Source organism: Oryzophilus luti, assembly GCF_059726245.1.
In genome coordinates this window covers 432102-448729 of the sequence record NZ_AP040874.1, presented here as the reverse complement: position 1 = coordinate 448729, position 16628 = coordinate 432102, and the positions used below count along the sequence as shown (strand labels likewise).

General features: G+C 62.1%; 14 protein-coding genes. 10 read left to right on the top strand and 4 right to left on the bottom strand.

What is annotated here, in order from left to right:
• Positions 1-68: 68 nt before the first annotated feature.
• Entirely contained in the window at positions 69-1361 is a 1293-nt protein-coding gene (locus tag AC6IZO_RS01920; RefSeq protein ID WP_497807446.1) for an L-cysteine desulfidase family protein, read from the bottom strand.
• Between the two features lie 124 nt (positions 1362-1485).
• Here AC6IZO_RS01920 and AC6IZO_RS01915 point away from each other — a divergent pair, with 124 nt between their 5' ends.
• Both AC6IZO_RS01915 and AC6IZO_RS01910 read left to right on the top strand, forming a co-directional pair.
• Positions 1486-2388, top strand: a complete 903-nt coding sequence (locus AC6IZO_RS01915; protein WP_497807444.1) for an alpha/beta hydrolase family protein — start codon at positions 1486-1488, stop codon at positions 2386-2388.
• A gap of 186 nt (positions 2389-2574) precedes the next feature.
• Entirely contained in the window at positions 2575-3297 is a 723-nt protein-coding gene (locus AC6IZO_RS01910) for a ferredoxin--NADP reductase (RefSeq protein WP_497807442.1), read from the top strand.
• Positions 3298-3472: 175 nt separating this feature from the next.
• On the opposite strand, the gene AC6IZO_RS01905 is transcribed toward AC6IZO_RS01910, so the two are convergent.
• Positions 3473-4813, bottom strand: a complete 1341-nt coding sequence (locus tag AC6IZO_RS01905) for an APC family permease (RefSeq protein WP_497807440.1) — start codon at positions 4811-4813, stop codon at positions 3473-3475.
• 82 nt (positions 4814-4895) lie between these two features.
• Positions 4896-7733 carry a M48 family metalloprotease gene (locus AC6IZO_RS01900; RefSeq protein ID WP_497807438.1) on the bottom strand — a complete coding sequence of 946 codons (2838 nt, stop codon included), beginning with the start codon at positions 7731-7733 and terminating at the stop codon, positions 4896-4898.
• Positions 7734-8106: 373 nt separating this feature from the next.
• On the opposite strand from AC6IZO_RS01900, the gene dnaK reads away from it, so the two are divergent.
• The 6 genes from dnaK (at position 8107) to AC6IZO_RS01870 (ending at position 13265) form a co-directional block, all read left to right on the top strand.
• Positions 8107-10041, top strand: coding sequence for a molecular chaperone DnaK (gene dnaK, locus AC6IZO_RS01895; RefSeq protein ID WP_497807436.1), 1935 nt, complete (start codon positions 8107-8109; stop codon positions 10039-10041).
• Between the two features lie 373 nt (positions 10042-10414).
• On the top strand, positions 10415-10597 hold the full coding sequence (locus tag AC6IZO_RS01890; protein ID WP_497807434.1) for a hypothetical protein: 183 nt from the start codon (positions 10415-10417) through the stop codon (positions 10595-10597).
• Between the two features lie 239 nt (positions 10598-10836).
• A complete protein-coding gene (locus tag AC6IZO_RS01885) occupies positions 10837-11865 on the top strand; it encodes a DnaJ C-terminal domain-containing protein (protein ID WP_497807432.1) in 1029 nt (342 codons plus the stop codon).
• A 2-nt stretch (positions 11866-11867) separates the two neighbouring features.
• The gene (locus AC6IZO_RS01880) at positions 11868-12437 is read left to right on the top strand and encodes a GNAT family N-acetyltransferase (protein WP_497807430.1); all 570 of its coding nucleotides are present in this window, start codon (positions 11868-11870) and stop codon (positions 12435-12437) included.
• Positions 12434-12826 carry a VOC family protein gene (locus AC6IZO_RS01875; RefSeq protein WP_497807428.1) on the top strand — a complete coding sequence of 131 codons (393 nt, stop codon included), beginning with the start codon at positions 12434-12436 and terminating at the stop codon, positions 12824-12826. The genes AC6IZO_RS01880 and AC6IZO_RS01875 overlap by 4 nt, the downstream gene beginning before the upstream one ends.
• A 19-nt stretch (positions 12827-12845) precedes the next feature.
• Positions 12846-13265, top strand: coding sequence for a MerR family transcriptional regulator (locus tag AC6IZO_RS01870; RefSeq protein WP_497807426.1), 420 nt, complete (start codon positions 12846-12848; stop codon positions 13263-13265).
• A gap of 99 nt (positions 13266-13364) precedes the next feature.
• Here the strand turns inward: AC6IZO_RS01870 and AC6IZO_RS01865 are convergent, their stop codons facing one another.
• On the bottom strand, positions 13365-13751 hold the full coding sequence (locus AC6IZO_RS01865; protein WP_497807424.1) for a MamS/MamX family magnetosome protein: 387 nt from the start codon (positions 13749-13751) through the stop codon (positions 13365-13367).
• A gap of 362 nt (positions 13752-14113) precedes the next feature.
• Between AC6IZO_RS01865 and AC6IZO_RS01860 the strand changes: the two genes are divergently transcribed.
• Both AC6IZO_RS01860 and AC6IZO_RS01855 read left to right on the top strand, forming a co-directional pair.
• The gene (locus tag AC6IZO_RS01860) at positions 14114-15895 is read left to right on the top strand and encodes a sensor histidine kinase (RefSeq protein WP_497807422.1); all 1782 of its coding nucleotides are present in this window, start codon (positions 14114-14116) and stop codon (positions 15893-15895) included.
• Positions 15885-16550: a response regulator gene (locus AC6IZO_RS01855; protein WP_497807420.1), complete on the top strand. Its 666-nt coding sequence runs from the start codon at positions 15885-15887 to the stop codon at positions 16548-16550. Before AC6IZO_RS01860 ends, AC6IZO_RS01855 begins: the two co-directional genes overlap by 11 nt.
• Positions 16551-16628 lie beyond the last annotated feature (78 nt).

The window sequence follows — 16628 nt, the reverse complement described above, 5'->3', positions numbered from 1 at the left end:
TCCTTTGCCGCTGCCCTTCCCGGCCGCCGGACTTCATGGTTCGGCGCGTTGGCACCCTCGACGCGCTTTTAGATCTTGGCCAGCATGATGTCGATGATCTTCTGGTCCACGCTCGCCATGGAAACATTCAGACTTGCCAGGTTGTGAATGGTCTCCGTGGCCGTGTGAGCCACAATTCCGTTGTCGTCCGGCACCTCGGCGTGGCGCATGGCCAGCATGGCTGCGCGCAGTGCCATGTCGGAGGCGCTGCTGACCTTGAGCGCGCATCCGGCCTTGGCGCCGTCGCAGATCATCCCCGTCAGCGTGGCGGCCATGATTTTGACCGCCCGCGAAATCTCTTCGAGCCCGCCGCCCATCAGCCGCGTCAAGCCGCAGGCCGCGCCAATGCCAGCCTTGATGGCCACGCCGCACAGCGCCGACAGGTAGCCGACATGCGTGGTGATGTACATGGTCACCAGGTGCGAGAGCGCCACAGCCTTCAACAATTCGTCTTCCGCGATGAAGCGCGAGCGGGCGTAGACCACCAGCGGAATGGTGGCCATGATGCCCTGGTTGCCCGAGCCTGCCGAGCTCATGATCGCCACCGGGTAGCCGGCCATGCGGGCATCGCTGCCGGCGGCGGTGAGGTTGGCAATCTGGTGAAGCTGGGCACCGTTCTCTCCCGCGCCCCAGTAGCCGGTGCCCACGCCCATCGGCTGGTCAATGGCGGCCTTGCAGGCGGAAACATTCATCTCGATGGCGCGGCGCAGCAGTTGCTCCACATCAGGCGGCAACTGGTCCACCATCGCAACCACGTCTTCAAACGGCAGCGCGCGAAACTCGCGCAGCATGGCGTCTTCCGTTACACCTTCGTTCTGGGCATCGGAGCCATAAACCACTTTGCCGTCGCGCCACAGGCACTCCACGCGCGTGTGCTCGCCGTGGATGACGCAGGCAGCACTCGCACCTTCCAGTTCGATCTCGGTGCGGATGTAGACGTCCGACGGAAATACATCGGCAATCTCAATGGCGATGCGCCGCTCGGCCACCAGTTGCTCGGCCGCACGCAGCTTTTCCTCGTTCAGGTCTTCCAACAGGCTCATGCCCTTTGCGGGGTCGCAGAAGAGGCCCAGCGCCGCCGCCATGGGCAGCCCCTTGTGCCCGGCGGCATTGGGAATGATGATGGCAAAGCTGTTCTTGAAGATGCTGCGCGAGACCTGCACGCGCACGCGCCGCACCGCAGCAGGCGCGGGAAACGACAGGGGGGGGACAGCATCCGGCGTCCAGCCGGAAAGCGACTGGCAGGCTGCAGCCGAGGCCAGCGCCACCGAAACCGGCTCCGTACAACCCAGGGCCGGCTTCAGAATTTTCTGGAACAACAAGCTCACATTCATGGGGTTTACTCTCTGGAACGATTGTAGCGGTTCCGGGCGGTGGAACTCATGGCAAATTCACCGCACGTTGCTAGAATGGCCGGTCCGCGAACTTTGCACCGAGGTGAGCCTGATGCGATCTCCCCTGCGAGTTTCCCTGCCGCGCCCCGTGCTGGCGCTGCTCCTGCTTTCTATTCTGCTTCCGACGGCCTGCGCGTGGGCGCAGGAACGTGCTGAAGCCACGCGAGCCGACGGCTTGCGCACGCCTCTGATGGTCTACTCCGCCGCGCACCCTGTGGGCGAATGTGCGCCGCTGGCCATCATCTCGCACGGCGCGGGCGGCTCCGAACGCGGCTACCGCTACCTGGCGCAGGCGCTCTCCGAGGCTGGCTACACAGCGATCGTCATGGGCCACCGCGAGAGCGGCATGAAGGCCCTGCGTGGCGACATTCGCCAGCAGGGCTTCCGCAACGGCGTGGAAGCCTTGGTGAAAGATCCCGAGGCCGAGCAGGACCGCCTTGTCGATGTGACCGCCACCCTGCGCTGGGCCGACGCGAAATGTCACGCGCCCTACCGCGTGCTGATGGGCCACTCCATGGGTGCGATCACCACCATGCTTGAGGCGGGCGCACAAAACATCATCGGCATCCGCACCCCACCGGCTGGGGCCGACCGCTTTGATGCCTATGTTGCCTTTTCCCCGGAAGGTCCCGGCGTGGTCTTTGGCGAACACGGCTGGCGCGGCATCCACAAGCCCATGCTCATCCTGACTGGCACGCGCGACCAGTCGCTCAAGGGCGGCCCGCAGGCGCGGCAAATACCCTGGCACGACCTGCCCGGCACCGGCGCGCAGCAGTGCCAGTGGATGGGCGTCATCGACGGCGCCACGCACATGAACTTCGGCGGCAACGGCCTTGGAGCCGACCGCGTGGTCAACATGGTGAACCCGACCATCAAGGCCTTCCTTGCCGGGGCACGGCAGGACCGCTGCACGCTGCCGCCTGCGCTTCCCGGCATGAACCTGCAAGCCAAGTAATGCATCTGACAATCCACCGGCAGACACCCGTGAGCGAGCAGACTTTAGAAATTCTGCTTCGTGGGGCGTGGGAGTAGTATCAAATCGATGTTGCGGCCTGTTGGCGTTGCCGCGGGCCGCAATGTTGTGTTGTATGAACTAGGTTGTGCCGATCCCAATGAACGCCGATACGGCGCAGGTGACTCCGTGGAACGTGACCTTCTCTCAGCGCGGTTGACCAAATCCGTGCTCCTCAGCGAAAAGACCAAGCACCTTGAGTTCGAAGTGCTCGACACGCCGCGCTTCGACTTCACCGCCGGACAATTCGTTTCCGTGCGCGAGCCGCGCCCCGACGGCAAGGTTGTCACTCGTGCCTACTCGATCGCCAGCGGCCCGAACGAGCGCAACACCTTCGAGCTTTGCCTCAACCGCGTCGACGAAGGCTTCATGTCGAACTACCTCTGTGACCGCGAGCTTGGCGAGGTGGTGCGCTTCCACGGCCCGCACGGCACGTTCACCCTGCGTTCTGAGCGCCGCGACACGCTGTTCATCGCCACCGGCACCGGCGTTGCGCCCTTCCGCAGCATGGCCGAGTGGCTCTTCAGCGACCCGAGCCACCATGACGACCGCGAGTTCTACCTCGTCTACGGCACACGCTACCCAGAGGACGTTTATTACAAGGAAGAGTTCGAGCGCCTGGCGCAGGAGCAGCCCCGCTTCCACTACATTCCAACGCTCAGCCGAGCGCCGGAGACTTGGACTGGCGCGCGCGGATATGTGCAGGAGCACGTCCGCCAGATTGTTGGCCAACGGACCGACATGGAAGCCTACATCTGCGGCCTGAATGAGATGGTCAGCGGCGTCCGCGCACTGCTGAAGGATGAGCTCGGCTGGGATCGCAAACAGATTGTCTACGAGCGCTACGATTGACCCTGCTCATGTGCGGAGTCTGCCAGTTTCGGAGGTTTGGAAGGGCTGACGTTCTGACAAAGCGCGGGATCAACAAGGGGAAGGGATTTGAAAGGGCACGGCTTTAGCCGTGCCACTGCGAGCCGTGTGTTGAGCGGCTTCAGCCGCTGAGGGAAAAGCCAACAGCATTGTTCGTTCAGTCTTTCACTTCCGTCACCAGAGTCTCCTGCTCGTTTCCGCCGCGCAGGGCGCGCACAGCCACATAGGCCAGCGGCCCGGCGGCGATCAACGCCAGCCCCAGTTCCAGCGAGCTGAAGCGCCCGAGGCTCTCCGTGCGGTTGCGCCAGAAGTCGACGGCCACCAGCAGCGTGGGCGGCACCGCCAGCAACACACAGCCAAGCACTCCGCCGGGCACGCGGTACGGACGCGCCAGCCCTGGCTCTCGCAGGCGCAGCACAATCAGCGCGGCAAACTCCAGCACGAGACTCAGGCCCCAGAGCATGATGTCCAGCAGCACGAGCTTGGAGAAGCTCAAACTCAGCGAAAGCATCCAGGCCACGGCGCAGACGAGCACACTCACCCACGGCACGCCGTTTGGCAGCACGCGCCCGAACGCCCTCGGCGCCAGCCCGTCACGAGCCATCGCGAACGGCAGGCGGGTAAAGGTCATGGTCAGCGAGTTGAACATGCCCAGCCCGCAGATCATGCCGCTGAGCGCCACGGCCACCTCCAGCCCATGACCGGCAATCGCGCCCGCCGCATCCGCCCAGCCGCCGGTCTCCCAGCTTGCCGCCGGCAGGCCGAAGTGAGCCACCGCCGCCAGGCACGCAAGATACATGCCGACAATCAGCACCATGGCCCCGGCAATCATCTTCGGGTAGGTGCGCTGCGGGTCTTCCACCTCGCCCGCCACGCACGAAGCGTTGTCCCAGCCCATGTAGTTCCACATGGCCACGGTCATGCCGCCAAGCAGATCGGGCGCGGCATTCATCGGCGTCGCAAGGTGCGCCGCCGGGTGCCGGAAGGCGACGATCACCATCACCGCGAACGGCGAGAGCAGCAGAGCGCCCAGCCATTGCGAACCGTTGCCGACCGAGACTGCGCCTTTCAGGTTCCACAGCGCGCACACCACGATGAGCGCCGCGCCGATGAAAACGCCGTTGTGCCCTTTGTCCGCCGCCGGCCACAGCCGCGCCAGATAGCTGACGAACAGCACCGGGTAGATGGCCATGTCGAAGATGCTGGAGGCCAGCGAGAGCCACGCTTCCTGAAAACCCCAGAAGCGCCCAAGCGCGCGCCGCACCCAGACGTAGTAGCCGCCCTCGGCCGGAATGGCGGTCGAAAGCTCCGCCACCAGCATCGCCGTGGGCAGCGACCACAGCAGAGGCGTCAGAATCAGAATGAGGAACGAGGCACGGTAGCCGGCCTTCGTGAATAGCTCCTCCAGCCCAAACGGGCCGCCGGAGACCATAAAGAAGGTCGCCATCAGCAGCGGAAGCGTGGTGAGGCGGCTCCTGCCCGCCCGCGCGTTGGTCATCGTCGGAAGATTCGATGATACGGAAATTTCCGCCACGTGCAACGGGCAGCACCGAGAAATTCAGTCTTGCGAGAGCGGCGCCTCAGTTCGAGTGTGCCGCCAATGTCTCCGTGCCCCGGCCCAACTGCTTTGCATCAAAGCGGTAGACGGTCTGGTCTGCGGTGAGCACCAGAAAGTCCCCATTGGCGCCAAACCAGATGGAGGTGAATTCGCTGGCAAAACTTAGTTCGTCTTTGCGCGCCATGGTGTTCGTGTCGTAGATGGTGAGCCGGCCTCGCCCGGTCTTCACAAAGAGCCATTTGCCGTCCGGCGAAACCGTTGCATCCTTCCCCTGCGCGCGCCCGATCAGCTTGTTGCCATCCAGCGTGTAGGCCAGAATGCGATCCTGGCTGTCACTCACAAACAGGCGGTCCGCTGAGCTGAAGATGGTGCGAGGCCAGTAGGCGCCCCTACCTGTGCTCAGCAAGGCCCGGCTTGCCACGTTGCCGGTGGCTACGTCCAAAATCTCCAGGTAATATGCGCCATCCCGTTCGTTCGGCTTGATGTTGCGCTCCAGTTCACGGTGCGCAGAGAGCGCCGCGCGGGCCACGTCCTGGTAATAGTGCCAGAGACAAATCACGGTCTGAGTGCGGTGAGCCAAGTACACCAGTGGTTCTTCCTTGGTGAATGTGCGGCTCCAAACCAGCGCATCGCTCTTGACATCATGAATTTCGACCTTGCCCGGGTGCCCGCCAGCACCCTTCTTTTCGAGATCCATCTTTGCACGGTAGTGCTGCCCCACGTGCATGCTTCCGGCGTCGTCTTCCAAGGTGGGCAACTGGTCAATGCGCGGCGCAGGCTGCAACACGGCCTCGGCCAATACACGCTTCGACTCTCCTGCCCGTGGAAACTCCATCAGCAAGGTGCCGTTGTCCTCAAATTGCGCCAGGGTGAAGCCGCGCACGTAGACCGGCCTCTGATTCGACTCCAGCGACCAGACGCCACCTCGGCTCCTCGAGGAAAGCGCGAGTAGCTTCATGTCCGGAGACAACGCGCTGCTCCACAGGTGCGCCAGCTTTGTGTCCGGCATGTCAATCTCCTCGACCTTGGCGCCATCCTTCATGGCGTTGACGATCAACTGGCCGTTGGCATGCTCGCGGACGGAAATGTCGTCATAGATGTCCATGCCCGGACTCTTCGCTCCGAAGAGCATCTTATTGTCCTTGATGGAAAAGACGCCGACAGCGTACCCGGCCGACGGACGCAGCATCACATAGTCGCCGTGCGCCGCCGCCGTCGGGAGGCTGCCGACGGTCTTGAGGCCTTCGGCAACCACCTGCCCATTGGAGAGGCGGACGATCAAGCTTGGTTCCTTCTCCGGCGTGCTGATGATGCGGTCGTCATCCAGGAAAGCAAAGCGGGAGTGAAGCGCGCGCTTCAGGTTCGCATTCAGCGGAAAGTTCTTCCCCGTCGTCAGATCCACCGCGAGCACATCGTCTTGCCGGACGCCAATCAACAGCTGCGCGTTGGGAGAGAACTCAAGTTGATCCAGAATCGCCATTTCCTGCCGGTCGCGCATCGAGATCATCGTTGCATAGCGCGCACTCCACCAATCAATAATCTGGAAGGTCTTCTTTTCAAAAACGACCTCGCCTGTGGCCACGCGCTGCACCTTCAAATCGAAGGCCGGCTCAAGACCACGTCTCTCATCCGGAAGGATACAGGCCAACAGACTGCCATCACGCGAGAGCGCCGACTGCACGCACCCGCTCCGCTCGCGCAGCTCGTAGACCTCGTGTGACTGATCGGCAATGGTCCAGCGCTCCACGCGCGGCGAGGCCCGATACGAGGTCTCGTAGAAAGCGATCGTGGTGGAATCCGGTGAGAAGCTGGCGGGCTTTGCGCCGGGTGCGTCAATGTTGAACAACAGCTTGTAGCCCTCGCGCTGGAAGACGCTGATGGTGTTTTCGTCCTGGGCGAGGAAGTAACGGCCATTGGGGCTGATGCGTATCTGGTCGAGTTCACTGCGTAGGGCCGGACGGAGCGGCTTGCGCTGCAGCACGCCGTGCAGGTTCTCCTTGTGCCCGGTGCCGTTGTAGTTCTGCACCATCGTCTGCCAGTGCTTAAACTGCCCGGCATCCGCCTTGGGCGCGGTTGAGACGCAGTTGGCAGGCAAGGTAGCACTCTCCCGAGCCAGCTGCCGCAGTCGTTTTGACTCATTGCTGGTGGTGCCGAACAGGTCGGCCAACCAGTTGCCCTTGTTGCCACGCGTCTCAAAGAGCCGATCCATGAAGTCGACCATCGTGCTGGGTGAGTACCCGGCGCGGACGAGGGCTTCGATCCCCACCCGATCCGCTTCCAACTGGTCGCCGGACATGCTGTCTTTGCCGCGCCAGCTGCTGAGGCGCGCCTTTTCTATCAGCTCGTTGTAGCGCTGGAAGACTTCATCCGGCTCCACGTGGTTGATCTTCAGCACTCCGCGCATGGCCTGTGAAACTTCCACCGCAATCTGGTGCGTCACCGAGTGCCCCAGCTCGTGCGCCAGTATCCCGGCCAGTTCGTCCTCATTGCGGAACATGGCCATCAATTTCCGCGAGACCAGGATGCGGCCGCCGGGTAGCGAGAACGCATTGGCGCCTTCCAGATCAAACAGCACGAAGCGGTAGTGCAACCCGGTGGGTGGCATGGATGCGGCAACCCGCTCGCCGACCGACTGCAGATATCCCGTCAGCTCCGGGTCATCAATCACCCGGTAGCGCAGCTCCAGATCGTATTGAACGATATTGCCCAGTTCCATCTCCATTTCGCCGGTAAACATGTTCTGCGAGTTGGAGAACTGGGGCAGTGGGCTGAGTTGGCAGGGCGTCGCTTGGGCCGCCAGCATGACTGGAAGGAACAAGAGCAAGATCAAAGACCACAGCATGGCGCTGCGATGGATCACAGAGGCCTCCCCGGGGATATCGCGCAGCGTAGCTCACTTCTCCGGCAGTGTCACCTGAACTTTGAAGCTTTTGGAATGAATTCTTTCCTTCTCCACTCTCCTAAACGATTGAAAATCCTAAGCAATACCGCTGCAACCATTATAGCGGGAGACGCATCTAAAAACTTGACAATAACTCACTCAGGTCTTATGCTCACAAACGTAGAAGGCCGGAGTCAAAGGCATTAGATCCAAGCATCGCCCAAGCGTGGCCAAGCACATGGCCGCTGGCAAGACCGGCAAACATCAGATTTCTGTTTTCAAGTTTCAGCGTTTCAGGTTTCAGAGTTTCAAGTTTCAGGCTTTCAGTTTTCAGCCCCAGGAGGCAGTTTCAATGGCAAAGATTATCGGCATCGACCTCGGCACCACGAACTCCGTGGTGGCGGTCATGGAGGGCGGCGAGCCCAAGGTGATCGCCAACGAAGAAGGCGGCCGCACTACCCCGTCGGTGGTTGCGTTCACCAAGAACGGCGAGCGGCTGGTCGGCCAGGTTGCCAAGCGCCAGGCCATCACCAACCCGGAGAACACCGTCTTCTCCATCAAGCGGTTCATGGGCCGCCGCTATGACGAAGTCAGCGACGAGATGAAGATGGTGCCCTACAAGGTCACACAGTCGGGCGACCACGTGGCGGTCATCGGACAAGACAAGGAGTACACGCCGCCGCAGGTCTCGGCCATGATTCTTCAGAAGCTGAAGAAGGCCGCCGAGGACTACCTTGGCGAGCAGGTGACCGAAGCGGTCATCACCGTGCCTGCCTATTTTAACGACGCGCAGCGCCAGGCCACCAAGGACGCCGGCAAGATCGCCGGTCTGGAAGTGAAGCGCATCATCAACGAGCCGACGGCTGCTGCCCTGGCCTACGGCCTGGACAAGAAGAAGAACGAGACGATCGCCGTCTACGACTTCGGCGGCGGCACCTTTGATATCTCCATCCTTGAGGTGGGCGAAGGCGTCATTGAAGTGAAGTCGACCAATGGCGACACGCACCTGGGCGGCGACAACATCGACCAGCGCATCGTCGAGTGGCTGATCGCCGAGTTCCAGAAGGATGAAGGTCTCGACCTGAAGGGCAAGGGCAATGAAATGGCCCTGCAGCGTCTGCGTGACGCCGCCGAGCGCGCCAAGATCGAGCTTTCCACCACCATGCAGACCGAGATCAACCTGCCGTTCATCACGGCGGATGCGACCGGCCCGAAGCATCTGGTGAAGACCCTGACGCGCGCCAAGCTGGAAGAGATGGTCCGCGAGCTGATCGACCGCTCGATTGAGCCTTGCCGCCGCGCCCTGGCCGATGCCGGCCTCGACGCCAGCAAGATCGACGAAGTGGTGCTGGTTGGCGGCCAGACCCGTATGCCGAAGATTCAGCAGACGGTGAAAGAGTTCTTCGGACGTGAGCCGCACAAGGGCGTGAACCCGGATGAAGTGGTTGCCGTGGGCGCTGCCATTCAGGGCGGCGTGCTGCAGGGCGAAGTAAAGGACCTGCTGCTGCTCGACGTGACCCCGCTGACGCTCTCGATTGAGACCCTCGGTGGCGTGGCTACGCCGATGATTCCGCGCAACACGACGATCCCGACGCGCAAGACCGAGACGTTCTCGACCGCCGCCGACAGCCAGACTTCGGTGGAGATCCACGTCCTGCAGGGCGAGCGTCCGATGTCGGCGCAGAACCGCACGCTTGGCAAGTTCCACCTGACGGGCATTCCGATGGCGCCGCGTGGCGTCCCTCAGATCGAGGTGACGTTCGACATCGACGCCAACGGCATCCTGAACGTGACGGCCAAGGACACCGCCACTGGCAAGGACCAGAAGATCACCATCACCAGTTCCAGCGGCCTGAGCAAGGAAGAAGTGGAACAGATGGCCAAGGAAGCCGAGGCGCACTCGGCCGAAGATAAGGCCAAGCGTGATGAGATCGAGACCAAGAACCAGCTCGACGGCATGGTCTACCAGGTCGAAAAGATGCTGAAGGAAAACGGCGACAAGATCAGCGGCAGCGAACGCGGCGACGTGGAAAACGCGCTGGCCGACGCGAAGAAGGCCGTTGAAGCCGGCGACCTGAAACAGATGCAGGGGGCGCGTGATCGTCTGCAGGAGGCTTCGCACAAGCTGGCCGAGGCCATGTACAAGGCCACGGCTGGCCAGGCGCAGCCGGGTGCGGGTCCGCAGGCAGGTCCGGCCGCGGGCGGCCCCAGCGCGGAAGCCGGTCAGCAGAAGAAGGACGACGGCGTGATCGATGCTGAGTACGTCGACGTCGAAGAGAAGAAGTAATCGCGTCTGGCGGGTGTCTGAACCCGCCGCGATGATCCTGAGGAGCCTTCGCGACGAAGGATCTAATTCCCGGGCGGCGTGGACACGAAGTTCACGCCGCCTGATTTCTTCGGTCACCTGTGCACGCAAGCCGGGCACGCAGAGAGGTTTTAGTTCCGGCTGGCGGCTCAGTGACGAAGGTTTGGCTTTGCGGGTACACGCGTGTTGATTCTCTTTGACAGCGCACCGGCAAGGCCCTAGAGTAGCGGAACCTGATTGGGGTGTTGGGCTTAGAAAACAATGCGCCTTTTCGCTCCACGCGGAGTCCAATAGGCAAGCAGCCGTGACGGTCGTGGGGGACCGCGCGGACAACAAGCAAGGTGGGGAGGGCTCTATGAACTTCGATGTGAACGGTGTGAGATATTTTCTGACGTTCAACCCGGCGGAGGGTGAGTGGGTGTTGCTGACGCTGGCCGAAGAAGGCCTGCGCCGCATCGAGATCGTGAATGACAACGAGCCGTTGATCCCTGTCATCCAGCCCGGCTACGAGCCAGGCGACCAGCACACGCTGTGCTAGACGCGGGCTGCTGAGCCCTCAATTGCGAAAGTTTTCTGGTTGCGCCGGGCTTAAGGCCCGGCGTAACTGCATGTGGACAACAATTGCCACGCGCCGTGCAATCGCACCAAAGGTCACGGCGAAGCGTTAAGATTCTCTCAACCGCGCGCGTTTCAGTTGCCGCCCGGGCACGCGCAGTGCGATGCTGAACCGGAGCGGCAGACGAGGCTGAGGACAGCCTCCGGACAAAGAGCAGACAGATGGCAGCCACTGACAAAAAGGATTACTACGGCACGTTAGGCATCAAGAAGAGCGCCTCGCAGGAGGAGATTCGCAAGGCTTTCCGCAAGCTGGCGCGCAAATACCACCCGGACGTGAACCCGGGCGACAAGAAGGCCGAGGAGAAGTTCAAGGAAATCTCCGAAGCCAACGACGTGCTCAGCGATCCCAAGAAGCGCAAAATTTACGACCAGCTCGGCTTCTATTCGGACAACATTGATCCGGCGGCGGCCGAGGCCTATGCCCGTGGCGGCGGCTCGCAGGGTGCTGGCGGCTTCCCCGGCGGTGGCTTTGGCGGTGCGCAGGGCGGCGGCTTTGACTTCCGCGACTTCGACTTTGGCCAGGCTCGTCAGGGCGGCGCACGCGGCGGTGGCGCAGGCGGCTTCCGCGACATTTTCAGCGGCATCTTTGGCGGAGGCTTTGGCGAGCCGGTTCCGCAGCACGGCACCGACCTCGAATACCAGGTGAACGTCGACTTCTGGCAGGCCATCAAGGGCGGCGAAGTCTCACTCAGCATCCAGCGGCCGGACGCCAGCGGACACATGAAGGTGGACCCGCTGCAATTCCGCATCAAGCCGGGCACGCGCGACGGACAGCGCATACGCTTGGCCGGACGCGGCAATCCCGGCAGCCGCGGCGGCCAGTCCGGCGACCTCTACCTCATCATCAAACTTGCGGAGCACCCGGTCTTCCACCGCGAGGCCGACGACATACACGTGACCGTGCCCGTGATGCCGTGGGAAGCCGCGCTCGGCGCGCGTGTCGAGGTGCCCACCATCGACGGACGCGCCATGCTGCGCATCCCTCCCGGCACGCAGAGCGGGCAGAAACTGCGCATGCGCGAAAAAGGTGTGCACAGCGCCACGCGCCCCGGCACCACCGGCGACCAGATTGTACACATACGAATCGTGGTGCCCGAGGTGCCGAACGTGGAGGCCAAGGAACTCTGGCAGAAGCTCGAGAAGCTCCAGCCCGAAGACCCCCGCAAGGAGCTGTGGAGCAAGGTGTAGCGATGACTGCGACCACGCAACCGCAGTTCACGCCCATCTCCACCCCGCGCCTTCTGCTGCGCCAGCTTGCGCCTGCGGACGCCGAGGCGATGTACGACCTGCTTGGCGATCCCGAGGCGATGTACTTCATGGGCCGCGCCTTCACGCCCGCCGAGTGCGACTGGTGGATCAACCGCAATCTGCAGCGATACAGGATTTTCGGTTACGGCCTGTGGGCGGTGACCTTGCGCGAGAGCGGCGAGTTGCTCGGCGATTGCGGCCTCTCCTGGCATGAGATTGACCGCGACCTTCAGCTTGAAGTTGGCTACCACTTCCGCCGACGCCACTGGGGGCACGGCTACGCCACGGAGGCGGCGCGCGCGGCGATCACCTGGGCCTTTGCCAACGTACCGGTCGACCACGTGATTTCGCTCATACGCCCGGGCAATACGGCTTCGCGACGGGTGGCTGAGCGCAACGGGCTTTCCGAGACGCGCACGGTAAACTGGTACGGATTCGAGCACATCATCTACCGCATGGAGCGCGCCCGCTGGGCGGAGCTGGAAGCGGAGCGCCAACCGGAGGCCAAGTGAACGTAACCCCATTCCTGATGTTTGAAGGCCGCGCGGAAGAGGCCATGCAGTTTTACGTCAAGACCATTCCCGGCAGCACCATCGACGAGATCATCCGCTACGGCTCGGGCGAGAGCGGCGCGGAAGGCTCGGTGGCGCGCGCCAAGTTCTCCCTTGGCGGACGCCAGTACCTGTGCATCGACAGCCCGATTCACCACGCCTTCACCTTCACTCCCGCGTTCTCGCTGTTCCTGGAGTGCTGCGATGAAGCGGAGATGCTGCGCATCTACGAGGCGCTGGCCGAGGGCGGAACGCTGCTGATGCCACTGGATGATTACGGCTTCAGCAAGAAGTTTGCGTGGCTGAACGACCGCTTTGGGGTATCTTGGCAATTGAACGTTGCTGGATAGAAAGCGTGCGTAGACAACCATGACGAAACGCAAAGGCAAAGGGGCGTACATGATCTCGGTGGTGGCCGAGATGTATGACATCCACCCGCAAACACTGCGGCTGTACGAACGCGAAGGCCTGTTGAAGCCCTCGCGCAGCGAAGGCAACACCCGTCTTTATACCGAAGATGACCTGAAGCGTCTGGAGTTCATCCTGTCGCTGGCGCGCGATCTCGGCGTCAACATTGCCGGCATCGCCATCATCCTCAACATGCGCGAAAAGATGGAGCAGATGCAGGTCCAGATGCAGGAGTTTGTAAAGTACGTGCAGCAGGAAGTGATGACGCGCGCGCAGAATGCCATGCCCAAGGACGCGCTGGTTCCGGTCCGCCGCAGCTCCATGCGCTCGCCGCTGCGCGAAGGGGTCATCATTCCCGGCGAGGCACCGAAGCGGAAGTAGACCGCGCGGAAAGCCGCATGGCTTCCGCCTGCGGCGTGAAATTCGAGGCAATGAAAAGCGGGGGACCGTAGTCCCCCGCTTCTATTTTGCGCAACTGCGTCAGTGCTTCGAGGGGTTCCAGCCAACCCATACCGGTACGCCTGCGTCATCGCGCAGCACCAGCATGTTGTTGTTCACTGTTACTTCGCGAGCCAGCATTTCAGGGCCTTCGGGGCCTGCCACCTTGGCACCCACCACTTCCACGTTGTCACCTTTCTGGTAGGTGATGCCCAGTTCCTTCATGAAGGCATCCGGGCCAAGGCGGACAGTGACGGTTTCACTGGAGGTTTTGATCACCAATGCCATCGGGCCGTCAGGCAGCACGCGGACATCGTCGACAACGCCCTTCAGCTTTGCTTCCTGACCCTTGTCATACTTGGGGCCATTTTTCGCGGCTTGGGCGGTGCACAGAGAGAATGTGAGGGGGATGAACAGTACGAGTGCCAACGCTGCTTTGAAAAATCCCGGCCGTAGCATGGCTGAACTCTCCTTTCAGCTCTTGCGCCTTGGAAAGAAGACAATCACGGGGCCCAACGGATTCCGGCTGTCGAATTCGAGCGGGATGTACCCGCATTGCTGTGCTCCATCTTGCGGAACAGACACACTCCGCGCCCCTGCGGCTTGGCCGCTTTTCAGGCACCTTTTTCAGGCGCTAACAAGTTAGTTCCGTCCCGTCCGCGCCGCAGTGAGTCCCGTCACATTCGCCAGTGAGGCAAAGCACGTAAGCCCCCGCTCTGGCACCACTTTAGTTGCCCGTCTCCGCGCCATTGGCGATAATAGCTGCGACCTACGGTTTCCGGGTTCTCCCATTGCGCTGGCCGATTGCAAAACGGTATCTCCGGCGCCTGCACTCACCGTCCACGGACGGCGAACGGGCGCGCATTGAGTACGTGCTGGGTGTCGCACGCGCCGGGCTGGCCTCGTTGGCGGTCGTCGCACTCTCCATTGACACGCCGGAACCTGAGTTTCTGCGCCCCTTTGCCTATTCCCTGCTGGCCCTGTGGGTCGCCTACAGCTATTGCTTCCTGATCTGGGTCCGTGGACGCGAAATCAGCCAGCGCACGGCCGCTGTGCTCCACACTATCGACCTGCTGATCTCGGCTTGCCTGACCGTGGTGACGCACGGCCCCAGCAGCCCGCTGTTTGTGCTCTTCTCCTTCAACCTGATTGCTGCGGGCTTCCGCTGGGGCTTTGAAGAAACGATCCTGACGGCGGCCGTGACCATCGTGGTTCTCAACACGGAAGCAGTCATCCTGCGCGGCTCAACCAGGCCTTTCCACGAACTGATGGAAGGGGAATTTGAGATCAACCGCAACATCCTGCGCTGCGCCTACGTTGGCGCCCTGGGGTTTCTGGTGGGAACGCTGGGCGAAAACGAGAAGGTCCGCCGGGCCGAAGCAACGGTATTGAACCGCATCCTGCGTGCCGCCGACGCGCAGAACTCCGTGGGCAATGTACTGCGCAAGCTGCTCGGGGAATTCTTGCAGGTTTTTGCTGCACGCCGCGCCTGCCTCGTCACGCACGACCTGAAGGCGGATCGTTACTTTCTGTTCGTGCTGCGTGCCGAAGACTCCGGGGGGTATCCCCGCCAGATCGAGTTGACAGCACAGCAGGGGCAGGAACTGGAAGCACACGGCCTGCCAAAAAACTTTTTTCTCCAGCGCCAGGACTCCCGTCTCATCTGCTACACACTGGCTGGCAATGAAGTCCAGAAGAAGAGCATGGCCGCGCCGTTCCCGTATTTTGACATTGCGCCGCCAGACGTCTCGCGGATGCTCAGCGTCATGCACGAACTGGGCCGCGACTGGCGCATGCGCCTGTTTCTCTTCGATGCCAACCTTGGCATTCGAGCGCGATCCGAACTTCGCTTTGCGAACACCATGGTTGCACAGGCTATGGCGGCCCTGCACAGCGTCTACCTTGTACGACGCATGCGCTCGCGCATTGGCGCCATGGAGCGCGCACGCGTCTCCCGCGAATTGCACGACGGCATCATTCAGTCGCTCATTTCAGCGGAAATGCGCATGGAGGTGCTGCGCCTGCGCTCCAACCGAGAGGCCCCGACGCTCGAACCGGACATTCATGGCGTTCAGGACCTGCTGCGCGAGGAAGTGCTGAGTGTTCGCGAACTGATGCAGCAATTGAAGACCGTGGACCTCGGCCCGGACCAACTGCTGGAGCACATGGCCGAGATGGTGGAGCGCTTCGGGCGCGAGACCGGCATCACCACGCATTTCATCAGCGGCCCGGAAGAAGCGCGTCTCAGCCCCAACACCTGCCGCGAGCTGATCCGCATTGTGCAGGAGGCGCTGGTAAACGTGCGCAAGCACGCTCATGCCTCCCAGGTAGTGGTCACATTTTCGCGTGAGCATGACCATTGGAAGCTGCGCGTGGCCGATAACGGACGGGGCTTCCCCTTCCACGGCAGGATAGAATCGAAGGAATTGATGAATTCCGCCAAAGGTCCGACGGTCATCAAGGAGCGCGTTCGCACCATCGGCGGTACCATGGATGTGGAGTCTTCCCCGGAGACGGGAGCCTGCCTGGAGATCAGGCTGGGAAATAAGGGAGAAGCGGCACATGGAGAATAAGACCAAGATCCGGATCGGCATTGCCGATGACCACGCTATTTTGCGCGACGGCCTGCGCCGTCTGCTGGAGACCGAACCAGAGTTTGAAGTCATCGGCGAGGCCGCTGATGGCGAAGCCGCTGTCGAACTGGTTCGGAGCAAGGCCCCTGAAATTCTGCTGCTGGACCTGGCCATGCCCAAGATGCCGGGACTGGAGGCTCTGCGCGAGCTTTCCACCCAGCGCACTTCCACCCGCGTCATCCTGCTGACGGCCGCAGTTGAAAAGCGGCAGATTGTGGAAGCCCTGCAGATTGGCGCGCGCGGCGTGGTGATGAAGGAAGCTGCCACCCAGATTCTGCTGACGGCCATTCGCGCCGTCATGAACGGACAGTATTGGATTGGCCGCGAGCCGGTCACCGACGTGGTGCGTTACCTGCGCGAGCAGGCTGCCGCTCAGGCCAGCCCCAAGGCCAAGAGCTACGGCTTGACCCGGCGTGAAATTGAGATTCTGGGAACCATCGTCAACGGGCTGAGCAACAAGGAAATCGCACAGAAGTTCTCTCTCAGCGAAGACACGGTGAAGCACCACCTCACCAACATCTTCGACAAGGTCGGTGTCTCCAGCCGCCTGGAACTAGCGCTGTTCGCCATCAACAACCGGCTGATCGAGGCCTAAGCACGCGCGGGGCTGCGCTCATCGCGAACGCAACCCCGCCTGCATTGCAGTCAGCCAACCACTGTCACACCCCGGGAG